This is a genomic window from Paucilactobacillus nenjiangensis, assembly GCF_005405445.1.
GTDB classification, from domain to species: Bacteria; Bacillota; Bacilli; order Lactobacillales; family Lactobacillaceae; genus Paucilactobacillus; species Paucilactobacillus nenjiangensis.
In genome coordinates this window covers 13,869-30,436 of the sequence record NZ_BJEB01000011.1, presented here as the reverse complement: position 1 = coordinate 30,436, position 16,568 = coordinate 13,869, and the positions used below count along the sequence as shown (strand labels likewise).

Here is a 16,568-nt window from a genome sequence, read left to right as displayed (position 1 = left end):
GGGCAGACTGATGGATGAAATTAAAGATCGACTCTTAAAACCATCGAAAGCAACTAAGCAAGATCAACGTGGGCGGATGATTAGTTATTTAAGTATTGGATTGATTGCGATTCTAGTGATTTCAATTTTATACTTCATCGCGACTCGTGGTTTATCAATGTTCTTTAACGATGGAATTAAAGTCTCAGATTTCTTATTTAAAACGGATTGGAATCCGGGCAAAAAATTGGTTGGAGCATTACCAATGATTGTGACGTCTTTTGGAGTGACGTTATTAGCAGCCTTAATTGCGACGCCATTTGCTATTGCCGTCGCTTTATTTATGACAGAATTTGCTCCTAAGCGCGGGGCACGTTTCTTACAAGTCGTGATTGAATTGTTAGTCGGCATTCCTTCTGTCATTTATGGACTAATTGGTTTGGCGGTGGTTGTTCCAGCGATGCGAATCATGTATGGCGGGACTGGTTTTGGTATCTTAGCCGGGGCAGTAGTCCTGTTCGTGATGGTGTTACCAACCATCACATCATTGACCGTGGATGCATTAAAGGCGGTCCCATCACATTATCGTCAAGCGTCACTAGCATTAGGAGCCACGCGTTGGCAAACTATTTATAAGGTCATCTTACGGGCTGCCACGCCTGGCATTTTGACTGCGGTGGTCTTTGGGATGGCGCGCGCGTTTGGTGAAGCGCTAGCTGTACAAATGGTGATTGGAAATGCCGCAATGTTACCACATAATTTGGTATCACCATCGGCGACCTTGACCAGTCAATTAACCATGGGAATCGGTAATACGATTATGGGCACATTACCAAATAACGCTTTGTGGTCATTAGCACTCTTACTCTTAATTATGGCCCTTGTCTTTAACATCTTAGTTAAATTAATTGCACGCAAAGGGAGGATTAAATAATGAATGCTAAAAGAAATGATCACTTAGCAACTGGTATTATTTATGCCCTAGTTGGAATCGTTGTAATTATCTTGTTTGGGTTAATTGGTTATATTTTAGTGTCTGGAGTTCCGCATTTATCATGGCACTTCTTAACTAGTCCCTCGAAGTCATTTGCCGCTGGTGGTGGAATTCGTGATCAGTTGTTTAATTCAGTTTATCTTTTAGTACTGACGCTGTTAATTTCGTTTCCATTGGCACTGGGAGCAGGAATTTATTTATCCGAATATGCGCCTGATAATTGGTTAACAAGTTTGATGAGAACTGCCATTGAAGTCTTAAGCTCATTACCATCAGTTGTTGTTGGTTTGTTTGCATATTTAGTGTTTGTTATTCAATTTCAAATTGGTTTCTCTATTTTAGCCGGGGCGATTGCGTTAACATTCTTTAACCTGCCATTGTTGACTCGTAATATTGAAACCTCATTAAGTTCAGTACCTAATTTGCAACGAGAAGCTGGAATTGCCTTGGGATTATCGAGTTGGAAAACCATCACGGGAATCATCTTGCCGGCAGCAGTACCCGGTATCTTAACGGGGGTCATTCTCAGTGCGGGACGAGTATTCGGTGAAGCAGCCGCCTTGATTTATACAGCAGGTCAAAGTGCACCCGCGTTGAATTATGCAAATTGGAATATTTTCGATACGAATAGCTTTTTAAATCCGTTTAGACCAGCAGAAACGCTGGCAGTTCACATTTGGAAAGTTAATGCTGAAGGGATTGTGCCCGATATCGACGTCGTTTCAAACGGGACAGCCGCGGTGTTAATCATCGTGATTTTAGCATTTAACTTAAGTGCACGTTACGTTGGTAATCGACTTTATCGTCGTTTAACATCCAGCAAATAATGGAGGTGTCTAATGGAAAATTATATTGCAAAAACAAATTTAGAATTAGCCATTGAAACAAAGAACCTGGAAGTCATCTACGGAGATCATCAAGTTGTTTTTGATTCCAGCTTAGAGTTTCCACGACACAAAATTACTGCGATTATTGGCGCATCAGGTTCGGGTAAATCGACATATTTGAGAAGTTTAAATCGGATGCACGACAAAACTGTGACCGTGAATGGACAGATTGTGTACCGTGGAGTGGATATTAACCAACCCAGTGTAAATGCCTACGAAGTTCGAAAACAAATCGGCATGGTTTTTCAGCGACCTAATCCATTTGCAAAGTCAATTCGGAATAACTTGGTCTTTCCATTGAAAGAAAATGGAATTACTGACAAACGTGTGTTGGACGAGCGGGTGGAAGAAAGTTTAAAAGAAGCAGCACTTTGGGATGAAGTAAAAGATGATTTAAACAAGAGTGCCTTAGAGTTATCTGGTGGTCAGCAACAACGGCTCTGTATCGCTCGGGCTTTAGCTTTACGTCCTGATATTTTATTGATGGATGAACCGGCCAGTGCCTTAGATCCAATTTCGACGGAAAAAGTTGAAGCAACTATGCGCAAATTGCGGCGTAATTATACGATTATTATTGTGACGCATAACATGCAACAAGCTTCTCGGGTTAGTGATTTTACGACATTTTTCCATCAAGGCCGAGTGGTTGAATTTGCGCCCACCCAAGAACTGTTCCAAACACCACGAGTTAAAATGACGGAAGATTATATTTCTGGTAACTTTGGATAGGAGTGAAAGACATGCAGCCAATTATTACGAGCCAAGATGTTAAATTATCGTATGGTGCATTTGAAGCGTTACATGGAATTGATTTAGACTTTAACCAAAATGAAATTACCGCCTTAATTGGACCATCAGGATGTGGTAAATCCACCTACTTACGTTGCTTAAATCGGATGAATGATTTGATTGAAGGAGTGACCATTACAGGTTCATTTAAGTTGAAAGACTTAGATATGTATGCTGAAGATACTGACGTGGTGGAACTCAGACGGCAAGTGGGGATGGTTTTTCAACAACCAATTCCTTTTCCAATGTCGATTTTTGATAACGTCTCATATGGTCTGAAATTAAACGGTCGTCCTGACAAAAATTTCTTAGAAGAACGCGTCGAAGAAAGTTTAAAACAAGCGGCTTTGTGGGATGAGGTCAAGGATGATTTGAATAAAAGTGCACTCGAATTATCTGGTGGTCAACAACAACGAATTAGTATCGCGCGTGTGTTGGCGGTTCGACCCGATGTAATTTTGATGGACGAACCTACAAGTGCACTTGATCCAATTTCTAGTGCGCAGATTGAAGATACATTATTACAGTTAAAAAAAGAATACACAATCATCATGGTGACTCATAATATGCAACAGGCGACACGGGTCTCAGATAAAACGGCGTTCTTTAACTTAGGTAATTTAATTGAAGCAGATTCAACTGAAAAAATCTTTATGAATCCTGCTAAACAAGAAACTGATGATTATATTAATGGTAAATTTGGATAGGAGGATTTCAGCATGCATGAATTATTTTCGGATGAATTAAAAAAATTACGTGGTCGGTTCATGGAGATGGGTATTAATGTTAGTGAACAGATTTACACTGCGACAAAATCATTTATTGATCATGATTTAGCGTTAGCTCAACAAGTAATCGATGAGGATAAAACCACCAACCAAGAAGAAGTTGGCTTGGAAGAACGAGCATTGAAGCTGATTGCCTTGCAGCAACCCGTTGCGTCAGATTTCCGTTCTATTATCAGCATTCTAAAAGCTAGTACCGATTTAGAACGAATGGGAGATTACGCGACGAGTATTGCCCAAGAAACTATTCGCGTTAAAGGTAATCGTCGTGTGAACGCGATTGAAGAATCCATCAATGAAATGACTGGTTTAGTCCGTCAAATGCTAGAACAGGGCTTGGATGCTTATGTGCATAATGACGAAAAAGCGGCTCGTAAAGTTGCTAAACTTGATTTAGAAATTGATAAAGAATACATTTTAATTCGCAATAACATCACTGCAGCAATGCAACAAGATTCGGAAACAGTGATTGCAAATTCAGGCTACATGATGGTTGTACGTCTATTAGAACGAATGGGCGACCATATCGTTAATCTGTCTGAATGGATTGTTTACAACGCTTCCGGTGAATTAGTAGAATTAAATCCTGGTAAAAAAGATCCTGAAATGGTGCAAAAATTGTTGAATGACAAGTAAGAAAAGGCTTTGCCTTTCGGGAAAACACGAGTAATAACGGAATAATTAATAATTTCGGGTTAGGAAATTTAATTATTTAGTTATACGGAATGTTTTGAAAGGGAAAGCTGGATTAGGTAAGAGTGCGTATCAATTCGGTAATCATTGAGAAACACGTTTAAGAAAAGGCTTTGCCTTTCGGGAAAACACGAGTAATAACGGAATAATATTAAAGATTGGTGAGAAAAATTCTCACCAATCTTTTTGTTTTCTTAACCAAAGCTATCATCAAACTTAATAAAATAAACCGCCTGCAAATATTAGATTAATAAACAATAGCGGATTATGGACATGTTTTGGAGAAAACGGCATGGTCATTTTTCGTTTTGTTGATTAGAAATAAAATTTCATTTAAGATGAACGTTAACCATATTAATAGAAGGAACGTGAAAGTTATGAAGCCAAGCATTATTCCAGTTGGTGACACAGCTGTTGATGTAGTTTTTGAAAATAAAATTGACCCAATAATCAATAGTCAAATTCGTAACTTGCAATCTAAATTAGAACAAGAAGCAATTACGGGGATTACCGGATTCTTGGCAGCATTTAGAACACTGACTGTCTTTTATAATCCGATGCAAATATCATGGCCAGAGCTAAAAAGTATTTTAACTAAAGAGAGTCAACATTTGGATTCAGCTTTACATACTGAAAAAACAATTGTTCATTTACCGGTTTTGTATGGTGGTGAATTTGGACCAGACATGGTCAATATTGAAAAACAATCAAAATTAAGTAGTTCAGAAATTATTAATCTTCATTCCCAACCTCAGTATTTAATTTATATGTTGGGATTCTTACCTGGATTTGCTTATCTGGGTGGCTTGGATGAACGATTAGCCACGCCACGACTAGCTAATCCACGGTTAAAAATTAATCCTGGTTCTGTTGGGATTGCCGGAACCCAAACGGGGATGTATCCAATTGAATCGCCCGGTGGTTGGCAAATTATTGGACGGACGCCGTTACAGTTATTTCAACCATCCGCTGATGATCCATTTTATTATTCAGCTGGTGATTATATTAAGTTTGACGCGATTACGGTAAGTGAATATCAAGCAATACAACATGATGTCGAACAACATCAATATCAAATTGAAGTAGAGAAGGAAAAATAATGGGTATTCGAATAGTTAAAGCTGGAGTACTCACGACGGTTCAGGATGCTGGCCGGTTGAACTTTCAGGCGAATGGTTTTTCGGTCTCCGGTACGATGGACCAGCAAGCAGCCAATCTAGCCAACCTGTTGGTGGGAAACTTAGCTAATCAAGCAGTGTTGGAATATAGTATCGTTGGGCCAACCTTAGTGTTTACGAAAGCAATCGTTTTTGCCATTACTGGGGCCATTTCAACCAGTTATTTAAATGGTAATGAGATTGAAAACAATAAAGCTTACATCGCAAGTAAAAATGATCGATTAGAAATTGGACCAATGTTGTCTGGACGCTATGGCTACTTAGCCGTATCTGGCGGGATTCAGGTGCCACCGGTCATGCAAAGCCGTTCAACCAGCTTAAAGTATCATCTAGGTGGCTTTAATGGTCGCGCACTAGTTGAAGGTGACTTTGTCAATGTGATTGAACCATTCATTCGGGTGCCGGCATTAGAAGACCGAGCAATCCCGGTCGAGTCATTTGACCAAGATGTGACCATTCGGGTTACGGCTGGCCCACAAAGTCAGTATTTTAATCAGGATGAATTAGATCAATTTACCAGCCAAACATTTTGGGTTTCCAATGACACTGATCGGATGGGGATGCGATTGACGGGTAATACAATCGAAACATCTGGTGTGCCCGAGATGCTGTCTGAAGCAACGGTTATGGGTCAAATCCAAGTGCCAAAAAATGGGGATCCGATTGTTTTATTAGCGGATCGACAAACTAGTGGAGGATATCCCGTGATTGCGGTTGTTGCGAGTGTTGATCTGTCAAAATTAGTGCAATTAAATCCAAATCAAAGTGTGCATTTTAAAATGATATCCTTGACAGAAAGTCAACAATTAAACCGGCAAATGATTGCCAAACGAGAACAATTAGCTGCGAAATTTGATGCTGAAGCCAATTCTGGTGTTGATACCAGAGTGGTTGCTCGTCGAGTGGCACGCTTGTTTAAATAGAGAGGAAAATACCATGAATTTAGAAGACGCTAAAGCCATGATCGAGTTAATGAAGGACAATGATCTAACAGAATTTGATTATGAAACTGAAGACACCAAAATCCATTTAAAACGGGGCGGCAGTGCAGTAAATTTTCCAGCGGCACCAAGCCAACCAACCGCTACCGCAGCTACCAACTTAATTCCAGAAACTGTGAATGCAGAACTAGTCGGGACTTTTTACCGTGCACCTAGTCCAGAAGATGATCCGTATGTTAGTGTCGGCGATAAAGTTGTCGTTGGCCAAGTCATTGGCATGATTGAAGCCATGAAAATGATGCACGATGTGAAGGCACCTTATTCAGGAACATTAAAACAAATTTTGGTAGGCAATGAAGAAAGCGTTGAGTATGCTCAACCACTTTTTGAAATTACCGCTGAATAACGAAGTGAGGTCAGAACATGCAGAAAGTACTCATTGCCAATCGCGGTGAAATTGCGGTACGAATTATTCGTGCTTGCCAGGAATTAAATATTCACACGGTGGCAGTTTATTCTGTCACTGATCGGGATGCGTTGCATGTACAACTCGCTGACGAATCCATTTGTATCGGGCCAGCTAACCCTATGCAAAGTTATCTGAATCAAGCTAGCATTTTAGAAGCCGCTCGAATTACGGGGGCCGATGCAATTCATCCTGGCTATGGCTTTTTATCTGAAAACGCAGAATTTGCCAAGTTATGTGAAGATAATGAAATTGAATTTATTGGCCCTACTTCGGCTGTTATCGAAATGCTAGGAGACAAAGCGGAAGCCCGGTCAGTCATGATTAAAGCCGGTGTTCCAGTCACACCCGGAAGTGGAACTGAATTTACTGATTTGGCAACAGGTTTAGAACAAGCTGGTCAAATTGGTTATCCGGTAATGCTAAAAGCCGCGGCCGGTGGTGGTGGCAAAGGTATGCGCTTAATCAAATCTGCTAAAAATTTCCAACATGAGTTTCAATTAGCACAAGGTGAAGCCGAAAAAGCTTTTGGTAACAATGAGATGTATTTGGAAAAGTTTATTGTTCGACCTCGTCATATTGAGGTGCAAGTGCTGGGAGATAATCACGGTAACGTGATTGCAGTGGGTGAGCGAGATTGTTCACTGCAACAATATCATCAAAAGGTGATTGAAGAAGCACCATCGAGTATTGACCCTGCCACGCGCGATGAAATTTTGCAGACCGCAATTCGAGCTACTGCAGCCGTCAACTATGCCGGTGCCGGGACTTTAGAGTTTTTATATGAAGGTCCAGGGCAATATTACTTCATGGAAATGAACACCCGTATTCAGGTGGAACACCCAATTACTGAAGTTACTAGTGGCATTGATTTGGTCCAAGCTCAAATTAAGATTGCTGCCGGAGAAGCGTTGAGTTTATCGCAGGCAGACGTCAAACAATTTGGGCACGCGATTGAATGTCGCATCACCGCACGAACTCCAGGTGAGATTACAGGACTACATTTACCAGGTGGACCCGGCATCCGGATTGAAACGGCCATTTATCAAGGATATCAGGTCCCAGCGAATTACGATGCGATGATTGCTAAGGTGATTGTATTTGCTAATACTCGCGAACAAGCGATTATGAAGGCCAAAGTAGCGATTGCCGAAACGGTTATTATTGGTCCTGAAACGAACTTGGAATTTTTGTACCAAATTTTAAATAATCGAGATTTTAATAATGACCAAATAGATATTGAATTTTTGGATCGGTTAACGTCAGGGGATGGATTAAATGGATGAACAATTAAGTCCAGTAGAACTAAGACACCAAATTAGATCAGGTGAATTCAGTGAACAGACGAGTGGCCTGTGCCCAGGTTATACTCAAGCTAATTTAGTCATTTTGCCGAAAGCAGATGCCTATGATTTTTTGTTGTTCGCACAACGTAATCCTAAGCCCTGTCCCATCTTAGAGGTGACTGATTTAGGCTCAAAAAGTTTGCATACATTTGCTAGCGATGTTGATATTGCCAGTGATTTTCCTAAATATCGTGTCTTTAAAAATGGTGAATTAGTCGCCGAACCTACTGATGTAAACGATATTTGGCGTGATGATTTAGTATCATTTTTGATTGGTTGTAGTTTTTCATTTGAAGCGTCCTTGATTGCCGCTGGAATTGAAGTTCGTCATATTACTGCAGGTACCAACGTGCCAATATATAACACTAACATTCCGACTAAGACAGCTGGAAAGTTCCATGGTAATTATGTGGTTAGCATGCGACCCATTCCACAAAATCAAGTCGTTAAGGCAGTGACGATTACCGAACGATTACCTCAAGTGCATGGTACACCAATTCAAATTGACCACCCGGAAACAATTGGTATTACCGATATCAACCATCCTGATTATGGGGATGCAGTCGAAATCAAAGATGGTGAAGTGCCAGTCTTTTGGGCATGTGGAGTCACTCCCCAAGCGGCAATTATGGCTAGTAAACCAGAATTTGTTATCACTCATGCACCAGGTCATATGTTGGTAACCGATGTCAAAGACGTTGATTTAAGTGACATACTTTAAAAGATTGGAGGATGGACAATGACAAAAATTGATTTAAATTGTGATCTTGGAGAAAGCTTTGGTCGTTACACTTTGGGCTTAGATGAAGAAGTCTTACCATATATTACCTCAGCTAACATTGCGTGTGGGTTTCACGCTGGCGACCCAGAAGTGATGCAACAAACGGTGACCAATGCTGAAGCGAACCACGTAGCATTAGGTGCTCATCCTGGTTTGCGAGATTTACAAGGCTTTGGTCGTCGTAAAATGGCCATTGCACCAGCCACAGCGAAAGCCGAAATGAAATATCAAATTGGTGCACTGATGGCATTTAGTGCGACCGGGAAATTACATCATGTTAAGCCACACGGTGCTTTATATAATATGGCAGCCAAGGATACTGCCTTAGCGACCGCCATTTGTGAAGGAATTGCCGAAGTGGATGACTCATTGATTTTAGTGGCGTTAGCTAACGGTGAATTAGCCAGAGTTGGTCGTGAAAAGGGCTTACGAGTTGCTCAAGAAGTCTTTGCTGATCGTCAATATGAAGCAGACGGCAGCCTGGTTTCACGTACCAAGCCAAATGCGATGGTTACTGACGAAGATGAGGCAGTCAGTCGGGTTATCAAAATGATTACACAACATGAAATTGTTGCAGTCGATGGTTCTAAATTAGCCATTACTCCAGACACAATTTGTGTTCATGGGGATGGCGCTAAGGCCGTCGCTTTTGTCAAAAAAATACACGCTGCATTAACCGCAAACAAGATTGATGTCGTAGCGATGTAATTCAAAGGAATAGGTGAGAAGAGATGGATAAAAAATTAACTAAATCGCCATTTAGTGTGGCGATGGGTGCGGCCTTTATGATGGCCATGGCCGCCGTGGGACCCGGGTTTTTAACCCAAACCGCAACTTTTACGGGACAATTAGGTGCAGATTTTGGATTTGCCATTTTAATCTGTATCTTAGTTGATATCGTTGTGCAATTAAATATTTGGCGCATCATTATCGTGTCTGGTAAACGTGCACAAGTGTTAGCAAACGAAATTGTGCCAGGCTTAGGCTATTTATTAACGGTGTTAATCGTCGTTGGTGGATTCTTCTTCAATATCGGGAATGTTGGTGGAGCCGGCTTAGGTTTGAATGTCTTATTTGGCATCTCGCCAGAAAATGGTGCTGTGCTTGCCGCAGTGGTTGCAATTATTATCTTTATAGTTAAAAATGCGCTGACAGTAGTCGATCGTACGGTGCAACTCTTAGCCGTTGTGAAAGTGGCAGTGTTAATTTATATCATCGCGGTAACGACCGTACCTTATCAGTCAGCAATTGTGCATACCTTTGCGCCATCAAAGATTGATTTTTATTCAATCGTTACAATCGTTGGTGGAACCGTTGGGGGCTATATTTCGTTCTCTGGTGGTCACCGTTTATTAGAAGGTGGCGTCCGTGGTAAAGAAAATATCAAGTATGTCAACGAAGGAGCGTTAACCGGGATTGGGGTTGCTTCCGTCATTCGCGTGATGTTATTCCTTGCCGGCTTAGCAGTGGTATTAGCTGGGAACAAGTTGGATCCATCAAATCCAGCTGCATCCATTTTCAAGATTGCCGCAGGTCAATTTGGTTATAAATTCTTTGGGATTTTGCTGTTGGCAGCAGGGATGACCTCAACGATTGGTTCTTCCTTTACTTCAATTTCCTTCTTAGATTATTCGGAAAAGGCTAAAGGCGATTCATCAATTGCTAAATGGCGTTCAATTGCAGTTGTGCTGTTTATTGTCGCGTCAACAGCGGTATTTTATGTGGTTGGTAGTCCCGCCAAGGTGTTGGTTGTTGTTGGAGCCATTAACGGCTTAATTTTGCCAATTGCCTTAGCCATACTATTGTTGGCGTCAACTCGTAGTAAGATTATGGGAAGAGGCTATAAACATCCAAAATGGTTGTTAGTAACCGGCTGGTTGGTAGTGCTTTTTATGGCTTACGCTGGTATTCGCACCATTTTATTACTCGTTTAATTATTTTATTGCAGCAATTTATTTTCAAATTATGGCTGAATCTGTTAGGTTCAGCTTTTTTTGTGGTTTAAAAAATGAAATATTAAAAATAAATGATTGATTCACAGCGTATTTTAATCTAATATGTTACTTATACATTTTTTATTTGGAGTCGAAATCATCGAATTATTAACATTGAAAAAAGGTAATTGAGTAACGAAAAAACTGAAAATTTATAATTATTTAGCTAAATAATTAATTTAATGTTTTTATGAAAACGCTTGTGAAAAGGTTGATGTGATAGCACTTTCACCGCTTGATAACCATGTATACCAATTTAAAATAATGTTAAATAATAGCAGTAAAACCAGGTTATGCTTGAATGTACCAATCTAGACTGATATGATATGTTACATGCTCGAATAATAAATAGAATTAATAACTTTGGAGGCTTCAAACATGTTCAATAATACAGATCAATTAAGCGTAAAAGCGCTGCGTATGCTTAGTGTCGACCAAGTCCAAGCAGCAAATTCCGGACATCCAGGGCTACCCCTTGGAGTGGCACCAATGGCCTATGTATTGTGGCAAAACTTTTTAAATGCAAATCCTAAAGATAGCAAGTGGGTTAATCGTGACCGCTTTGTCCTATCACCGGGTCATGGATCTGCACTCTTATATAGCCTATTACACCTTGCGGGCTATGATTTACCACTAGAGGAATTGAAACAGTTCCGTCAAATTGATAGTAAAACTGCGGGTCATCCTGAATATGGACTCACAGATGGTGTTGAAGCTACGACTGGTCCACTTGGCCAAGGAATTGGTATGTCTGTTGGGATGGCCATGGCTGAAAAACATTTAGCCGCTAAATACAATCGTCAAGGATTCCCAATCATGGATCACTATACCTATGCGATTTGTAGTGATGGTGAAATGATGGAAGGAATTTCTCACGAAGCTGCTAGTTTAGCTGGTCATTACGGCTTAGACAAGCTAATCATGTTATACGATTCAAATGACATTTCCTTAGATGGACCACTGGCTAATTCATTTAATGAAGATATTAAGGGCCGGTTTGAAGCTTATGACTGGAACTATTTACGCGTTGAAGATGGTAACGACTTGGATCAAGTTAATGCTGCGATTGAACAAGCCAAATCACAACATGACAAGCCAACCATTATTGAAGTTAAAACGATTATTGGTCATGGCTCACCATTGGCTGGTACCAACAAAATTCATGGTGCACCCATGAAACCAGATCAACTTGAAGAACTACACAAATATTATGATTGGAATGAACCCGCCTTTTCTGTTCCTAGTGAGGTTTATGATCAATTTGATTCGAAAATTGGTGCGCGTGGTGCAGAAGCTGATGATGCTTGGCATACAATGTTTGCTGCGTACCAGGACAAGTATCCTGAATTATCTGAACAATTTGTCAAAGACTTTAAGGGTGAAATTGATACTGACTTCAGTTTTCTTCCTCAATATAAAGACGGAGACAAAAAAGCTTCTCGAGCATCTGGTTCAGAAGTCTTGCAATCAATGGCAGAAAACCTAGATGTTTTATGGGGTGGCTCAGCTGATTTATTTGCTTCTAATAAAACAGAAATTAATGATTCGGATCGCTTTAGTAAAGAAAATCCTGCCGGACGTAATCTATGGTTTGGAGTTCGTGAATTTGGCGAAGCAACCATTCTGAATGGGATTGCGTTACATGGTGGGACGCGAGTTTACGGTAGTACGTTCCTAGCCTTTTCTGATTACATGCGTTCGGCTATTCGCTTGTCCGCTTTGCAAAAATTGCCAGTAATCTATGTCTTTACGCATGATTCAATTGCAGTCGGTGAAGATGGACCAACGCATGAACCAGTTGAACAGGTGGTTAGCTTACAAGCAATTCCAAACGTTGAAGTAATTCGTCCTGCTGATGCTAATGAAGTTAAATATGCATGGCAACGCGCGGTGACGGCGACTGATCATCCAACTGTCTTGATCTTATCACGTCAAGGGTTGCCAGCATTACCGGGGGCCAGAACCAAACCAGATGGATTATCAAAGGGTGGCTACGTAATTTCTCCACAAACTGGTGAAAAACCTGAGGCTATTATTATGGCTAGTGGTTCAGAAGTTCAATTAGCAATTGCTGCTCAACAACAATTAGCAGACCAAGGAAAAGACGTTTCAGTGGTGTCAATGCCAAGCATTGTTTTATTTAGTGAACAGTCTCAACAATACCAAGATTCTGTCTTGCCAAAAGATGTTCGGGCTCGAGTTTCGATTGAAATGGGAAGCACGCAAGCATGGGGCCGTTACGTTGGGCTCGATGGTGCATGTATGGGAATTGACACATTTGGGTTAAGTGGTAACGGCGATGAAGTTGTTAAACGTTATGGTTTTACCACGGAAAAAGTTATCGAAAAGGTTAATTATGTAATCAATCGATAAATAATATATGGTACCAAATTGCTGAAAGTAGAAAAAATTTTAATTTAGACAAATTACGCTTAGCGTGCTATAAAAACGTTTTCATGGGAAATATGTGTTCCATTTGCAACTATATCGGTGTATACTGTGGAACATACTTTGATATGAAACTTAATTAAAAAATTATGATTACTTCGCAAGTAATCTTAAGAGTAGTATCTGGGGGAGTATCAGTTATGTCTGGTGCTCTCTCTTTGTCTGATTTAGTAACTTGTCAAAAAATTCTACAGGAGGTGTTTGTATGGCAATCGATATTACGGGGCAAAGATTTGGAAGACTGGTGGCGATTGAACGTCAAGGTCGAGCTAAAAATGGAAACGCGCTCTGGTTGTGTCAGTGCAGTTGTGGCAATATGACTGTAGTGGAATCATACGGACTTCGCCATGGCTCAACTAAGAGCTGCGGATGTTTGCGAAGTGAGATGTCAAGCAAAGCAATTAAAACAAATAAAAAAACTGCCATCAATATTGGTAATGAAAAAAATCTCAGAACTGCATCAGGTGTTCCGGTATCAAGTGTTGCGCTTAGTTCGCGTAACCAAAGTGGGGTTACAGGGGTCACATACCTATGTAACACTGATAACTGGCAAGCACGCATGATGGTGAATGGTCGATATGTTCTTTTAAAAAGCTTCGATACCTTTCAAGAAGCCGTTGAAGCACGCAAAGCTGCAGAAAAGAAGTACTTTGGTTCAAAAATTACCGTTAAAACTGAATTTCAGCACGGATGCAAAAATCCATTCAACAACATTTAATCTGTTATTGAATGGATTTTTTGTGTTTAATAGCCTTTGTCTAAATTCACTTGATTTTGACTGATGGTTCCTGACTTAACAAAACCAGGCAAATTCTTTAAAAGTAATTCGACTTGTATCCGTTGGAAATGTGAAATTTGGCCAGTGCTGTGTGGAGTGACCAAGACATTATCCATTCGCCAGAAGGGACTGTTAGCTGGTAACGGTTCAGTTTCAAAAACGTCCAATGCAGCGTGTTGTACTTGACCAGCTTGGAGCGCTGATATCAAATCATTTGAATTAACCGATGGCCCACGTCCAACATTGACAAACAGGAACAGGTTGTTAAAATGATTGAAAAATTGTTGATTATAAAATTGTCTTGTGTGGTCATTTAAAGGCATCACATTAATAATCACATCACTTTGCCAAATATGATCGTCTAAATGCTCTAGTGCGAGTGTTTCATCGAAATAGTCGACGGGATGCCCAGTCGAATTGATCCCAATCGTTTTAGCACCAAAGGCTTTTATTAGTCGTGCGATTTCTTGGCCAATATGACCAGTACCAAAGATCGTATAAGTAAAATCAGTCATTGAATGAGGCTTCACTTCATCGATTGCAGGCCAGTGTTGCTTAGGCTTGTTGGCCATTGCCACATCGATATTTCTGACGAAGTGTAAAATAAAGGCCAAGACAGATTGAGCGATACTAGTTGCATGAATTCCACTGGAGTTAGTTAAAATAATGTTTCTTTTAGCAAATTCTGCCAGTGGGAGTGTATCAACGCCGGCGGAAATGGCGTGAATCCATTTGAGCTTTGAATTAGGGGCATTTAAGAGCTGGTTGCCAGCAGTTTGATTCCAACCAAAGGCAATGGTGATATCAGCTGGGTCGACGGTCTGACCTAAATCGCTTGGTTTAAATACCTCAACACCATAGTCAGTAAAATTATAGAATAAAGAATCATCCAGATGTGCAATGATTAGTAGCTTTTCAGTCATAAGCAATATTCTCCTTTTCCTTGATTGCTATTATTGTATGCGGGATTTGAATTGGTAGCAAATTATCATGCTTTTACGACCAGATTGACGAATTATCACACTAGACGCCACAGTTGAACATTTTTTGACAATTGAAATTTAAAATGGCAACTTCTAGTAAGTGCTTACATTTTTAAATAAGTGGGACTAGAATAAAAAGAGTATTTAGGACACAAGCAGAGGATGGTAGAGAGATGGATGAAGTATTGTTTTTCAAACCGGTTTTTAAAGAAAAAATCTGGGGTGGCCAAAAATTGGCGCGTTTTGGATATGATTTGCCAGCAGGTAAAATTGGTGAATGCTGGGCAATTTCAGGTCATAGCCATGGGACAACAGAAGTCGAAAATGGTACATATGCTGGACACACATTAGATTCACTGTGGAAATCTAACCAAGAGTTGTTTGGCAATAGTCAACTTGAAAAGTTTCCTTTATTAGTTAAAATTTTGGATGCTGAAGATTCTCTTTCGGTACAAGTTCATCCTGACGATGCTTATGCGAAAGAACACGCGAATGATTTAGGTAAAACTGAATGTTGGTATGTGATTGATGCTGACCCAGGTTCGTATTTAATATTTGGACACCATGCGCAAACGCGCGATGAATTTGAACAAATGGTCAAAGATGGTGAATGGGATAAGTTGTTGAATAAGGTGCCGGTTAGCAAAGGTGATTTCTTCTTTGTACCAAGTGGCACAGTCCACGCGCTCACAAAAGGGGTCATGGTACTGGAAACTCAACAAAGTAGCGATACGACATATCGGTTGTATGATTTTGATCGAGTTGACCAAAAGACTGGTAAGAAACGGGAACTTCATTTGGAAGATTCATTTAATGTCACAACCATCCCTGCAAAAACAGTCCAGCAAGAACCGAGCGTGTTAAAAATTGGAGATTCAACGCTGACTACTTTAGTCTCAGATCCAATCTCGAAATACTTTAACGTTTATCACTATGTCATTCATGGTAAAGTCGATTTTTCAAAGGAATATCCATACACCTTAGTGTCTGTGCTGGATGGTGAAGGAACATTAACCCTAGATGAAGAAACTTATCAAATCAGAAAAGGACAACATTTCATGCTAACCGCAGCGGCGAACGACTGGACGATTGCCGGTGACTTGGAATGTATCGCGTCAGTGGCACACTAACATATTAATTGAAAATCATCATGATTTAGGAGTCGAGTTTTCTCGATTCCTTTTTTGTTATACATAAAAATAATTTATAAAATTTGAGTGAATATTTTGAATGATTGCATTACTACTAAAATAAGGACAGATAAAAAATCACATTTTTCAATAAATATTCATTTTATTATTTTAAATTCACTAGTTTTCTTCAAACTTAGCGTGGCAAATATTCTAAATTCGCGAGTAAAGTATCGGTTATTGAATGAATATAACTTTTGTGTCGTTTAGATTCGATGGAGGTAATCATATGAAGAAAAATAAAATGAAAATTATTACAGTGACAGGTGTCGTCGTTACCGCAGTTATTGCGGCCACAGTGTATATCAGTTATGAAAATCGATAGTTGGATGTAAG

The 16,568-nt window shown here is 40.1% G+C and carries 16 protein-coding genes; 15 read left to right on the top strand and 1 reads right to left on the bottom strand.

Annotated features, from left to right (window positions below):
* Positions 1-10 precede the first annotated feature (10 nt).
* The 14 genes from pstC to FFM59_RS02755 all read left to right on the top strand — a co-directional run bounded on the left by pstC (position 11) and on the right by FFM59_RS02755 (position 13,999).
* Positions 11-913: a phosphate ABC transporter permease subunit PstC gene (gene pstC, locus FFM59_RS02820; protein ID WP_137601552.1), complete on the top strand. Its 903-nt coding sequence runs from the start codon at positions 11-13 to the stop codon at positions 911-913.
* A complete protein-coding gene (pstA, locus tag FFM59_RS02815) occupies positions 913-1,800 on the top strand; it encodes a phosphate ABC transporter permease PstA (protein ID WP_137601551.1) in 888 nt (295 codons plus the stop codon). Before pstC ends, pstA begins: the two co-directional genes overlap by 1 nt.
* Before the next feature lie 12 nt (positions 1,801-1,812).
* The gene (gene pstB / locus FFM59_RS02810) at positions 1,813-2,589 is read left to right on the top strand and encodes a phosphate ABC transporter ATP-binding protein PstB (protein WP_137601550.1); all 777 of its coding nucleotides are present in this window, start codon (positions 1,813-1,815) and stop codon (positions 2,587-2,589) included.
* Between the two features lie 11 nt (positions 2,590-2,600).
* Positions 2,601-3,356, top strand: coding sequence for a phosphate ABC transporter ATP-binding protein PstB (pstB, locus tag FFM59_RS02805; protein WP_137601549.1), 756 nt, complete (start codon positions 2,601-2,603; stop codon positions 3,354-3,356).
* Positions 3,357-3,368: 12 nt separating this feature from the next.
* On the top strand, positions 3,369-4,070 hold the full coding sequence (gene phoU, locus FFM59_RS02800; RefSeq protein WP_137601548.1) for a phosphate signaling complex protein PhoU: 702 nt from the start codon (positions 3,369-3,371) through the stop codon (positions 4,068-4,070).
* A 434-nt stretch (positions 4,071-4,504) separates the two neighbouring features.
* Positions 4,505-5,227, top strand: a complete 723-nt coding sequence (gene pxpB, locus FFM59_RS02795) for a 5-oxoprolinase subunit PxpB (protein ID WP_225420275.1) — start codon at positions 4,505-4,507, stop codon at positions 5,225-5,227.
* Positions 5,227-6,228, top strand: coding sequence for a 5-oxoprolinase subunit C family protein (locus tag FFM59_RS02790; protein ID WP_137601547.1), 1,002 nt, complete (start codon positions 5,227-5,229; stop codon positions 6,226-6,228). The genes pxpB and FFM59_RS02790 overlap by 1 nt, the downstream gene beginning before the upstream one ends.
* 13 nt (positions 6,229-6,241) lie before the next feature.
* A complete protein-coding gene (locus FFM59_RS02785; RefSeq protein WP_170175908.1) occupies positions 6,242-6,652 on the top strand; it encodes an acetyl-CoA carboxylase biotin carboxyl carrier protein in 411 nt (136 codons plus the stop codon).
* Between the two features lie 17 nt (positions 6,653-6,669).
* On the top strand, positions 6,670-7,998 hold the full coding sequence (locus FFM59_RS02780) for an acetyl-CoA carboxylase biotin carboxylase subunit (protein ID WP_137601545.1): 1,329 nt from the start codon (positions 6,670-6,672) through the stop codon (positions 7,996-7,998).
* Positions 7,991-8,779, top strand: a complete 789-nt coding sequence (locus FFM59_RS02775; protein WP_137601544.1) for a putative hydro-lyase — start codon at positions 7,991-7,993, stop codon at positions 8,777-8,779. Before FFM59_RS02780 ends, FFM59_RS02775 begins: the two co-directional genes overlap by 8 nt.
* 18 nt (positions 8,780-8,797) lie before the next feature.
* A complete protein-coding gene (locus tag FFM59_RS02770; RefSeq protein WP_137601543.1) occupies positions 8,798-9,547 on the top strand; it encodes a LamB/YcsF family protein in 750 nt (249 codons plus the stop codon).
* A gap of 23 nt (positions 9,548-9,570) precedes the next feature.
* Positions 9,571-10,773 carry an NRAMP family divalent metal transporter gene (locus FFM59_RS02765; protein WP_137601542.1) on the top strand — a complete coding sequence of 401 codons (1,203 nt, stop codon included), beginning with the start codon at positions 9,571-9,573 and terminating at the stop codon, positions 10,771-10,773.
* Positions 10,774-11,211: 438 nt separating this feature from the next.
* Positions 11,212-13,206, top strand: coding sequence for a transketolase (tkt, locus tag FFM59_RS02760; protein ID WP_137601541.1), 1,995 nt, complete (start codon positions 11,212-11,214; stop codon positions 13,204-13,206).
* A 280-nt stretch (positions 13,207-13,486) separates the two neighbouring features.
* On the top strand, positions 13,487-13,999 hold the full coding sequence (locus FFM59_RS02755; protein WP_137601540.1) for a hypothetical protein: 513 nt from the start codon (positions 13,487-13,489) through the stop codon (positions 13,997-13,999).
* Positions 14,000-14,025: 26 nt separating this feature from the next.
* On the opposite strand, the gene FFM59_RS02750 is transcribed toward FFM59_RS02755, so the two are convergent.
* The gene (locus FFM59_RS02750; protein WP_137601539.1) at positions 14,026-14,982 is read right to left on the bottom strand and encodes an NAD(P)-dependent oxidoreductase; all 957 of its coding nucleotides are present in this window, start codon (positions 14,980-14,982) and stop codon (positions 14,026-14,028) included.
* A gap of 233 nt (positions 14,983-15,215) precedes the next feature.
* Here FFM59_RS02750 and manA point away from each other — a divergent pair, with 233 nt between their 5' ends.
* Positions 15,216-16,172: a mannose-6-phosphate isomerase, class I gene (gene manA / locus FFM59_RS02745; RefSeq protein WP_137601538.1), complete on the top strand. Its 957-nt coding sequence runs from the start codon at positions 15,216-15,218 to the stop codon at positions 16,170-16,172.
* Positions 16,173-16,568 lie beyond the last annotated feature (396 nt).

Bases quoted from the DNA above. Each gene is read 5' to 3' on its own strand.
- FFM59_RS02750 (WP_137601539.1), bottom strand. From the start codon at position 14,982: ATGACTGAAAAGCTACTAATCATTGCACATCTGGATGATTCTTTATTC.
- FFM59_RS02765 (WP_137601542.1), top strand. From the start codon at position 9,571: ATGGATAAAAAATTAACTAAATCGCCATTTAGTGTGGCGATGGGTGCG.
- FFM59_RS02780 (WP_137601545.1), top strand. From the start codon at position 6,670: ATGCAGAAAGTACTCATTGCCAATCGCGGTGAAATTGCGGTACGAATT.
- FFM59_RS02775 (WP_137601544.1), top strand. From the start codon at position 7,991: ATGGATGAACAATTAAGTCCAGTAGAACTAAGACACCAAATTAGATCA.
- FFM59_RS02770 (WP_137601543.1), top strand. From the start codon at position 8,798: ATGACAAAAATTGATTTAAATTGTGATCTTGGAGAAAGCTTTGGTCGT.
- pstB (WP_137601549.1), top strand. From the start codon at position 2,601: ATGCAGCCAATTATTACGAGCCAAGATGTTAAATTATCGTATGGTGCA.
- tkt (WP_137601541.1), top strand. From the start codon at position 11,212: ATGTTCAATAATACAGATCAATTAAGCGTAAAAGCGCTGCGTATGCTT.
- pstA (WP_137601551.1), top strand. From the start codon at position 913: ATGAATGCTAAAAGAAATGATCACTTAGCAACTGGTATTATTTATGCC.
- FFM59_RS02755 (WP_137601540.1), top strand. From the start codon at position 13,487: ATGGCAATCGATATTACGGGGCAAAGATTTGGAAGACTGGTGGCGATT.
- FFM59_RS02790 (WP_137601547.1), top strand. From the start codon at position 5,227: ATGGGTATTCGAATAGTTAAAGCTGGAGTACTCACGACGGTTCAGGAT.
- FFM59_RS02785 (WP_170175908.1), top strand. From the start codon at position 6,242: ATGAATTTAGAAGACGCTAAAGCCATGATCGAGTTAATGAAGGACAAT.
- phoU (WP_137601548.1), top strand. From the start codon at position 3,369: ATGCATGAATTATTTTCGGATGAATTAAAAAAATTACGTGGTCGGTTC.
- pstB (WP_137601550.1), top strand. From the start codon at position 1,813: ATGGAAAATTATATTGCAAAAACAAATTTAGAATTAGCCATTGAAACA.
- manA (WP_137601538.1), top strand. From the start codon at position 15,216: ATGGATGAAGTATTGTTTTTCAAACCGGTTTTTAAAGAAAAAATCTGG.
- pxpB (WP_225420275.1), top strand. From the start codon at position 4,505: ATGAAGCCAAGCATTATTCCAGTTGGTGACACAGCTGTTGATGTAGTT.
- pstC (WP_137601552.1), top strand. From the start codon at position 11: ATGGATGAAATTAAAGATCGACTCTTAAAACCATCGAAAGCAACTAAG.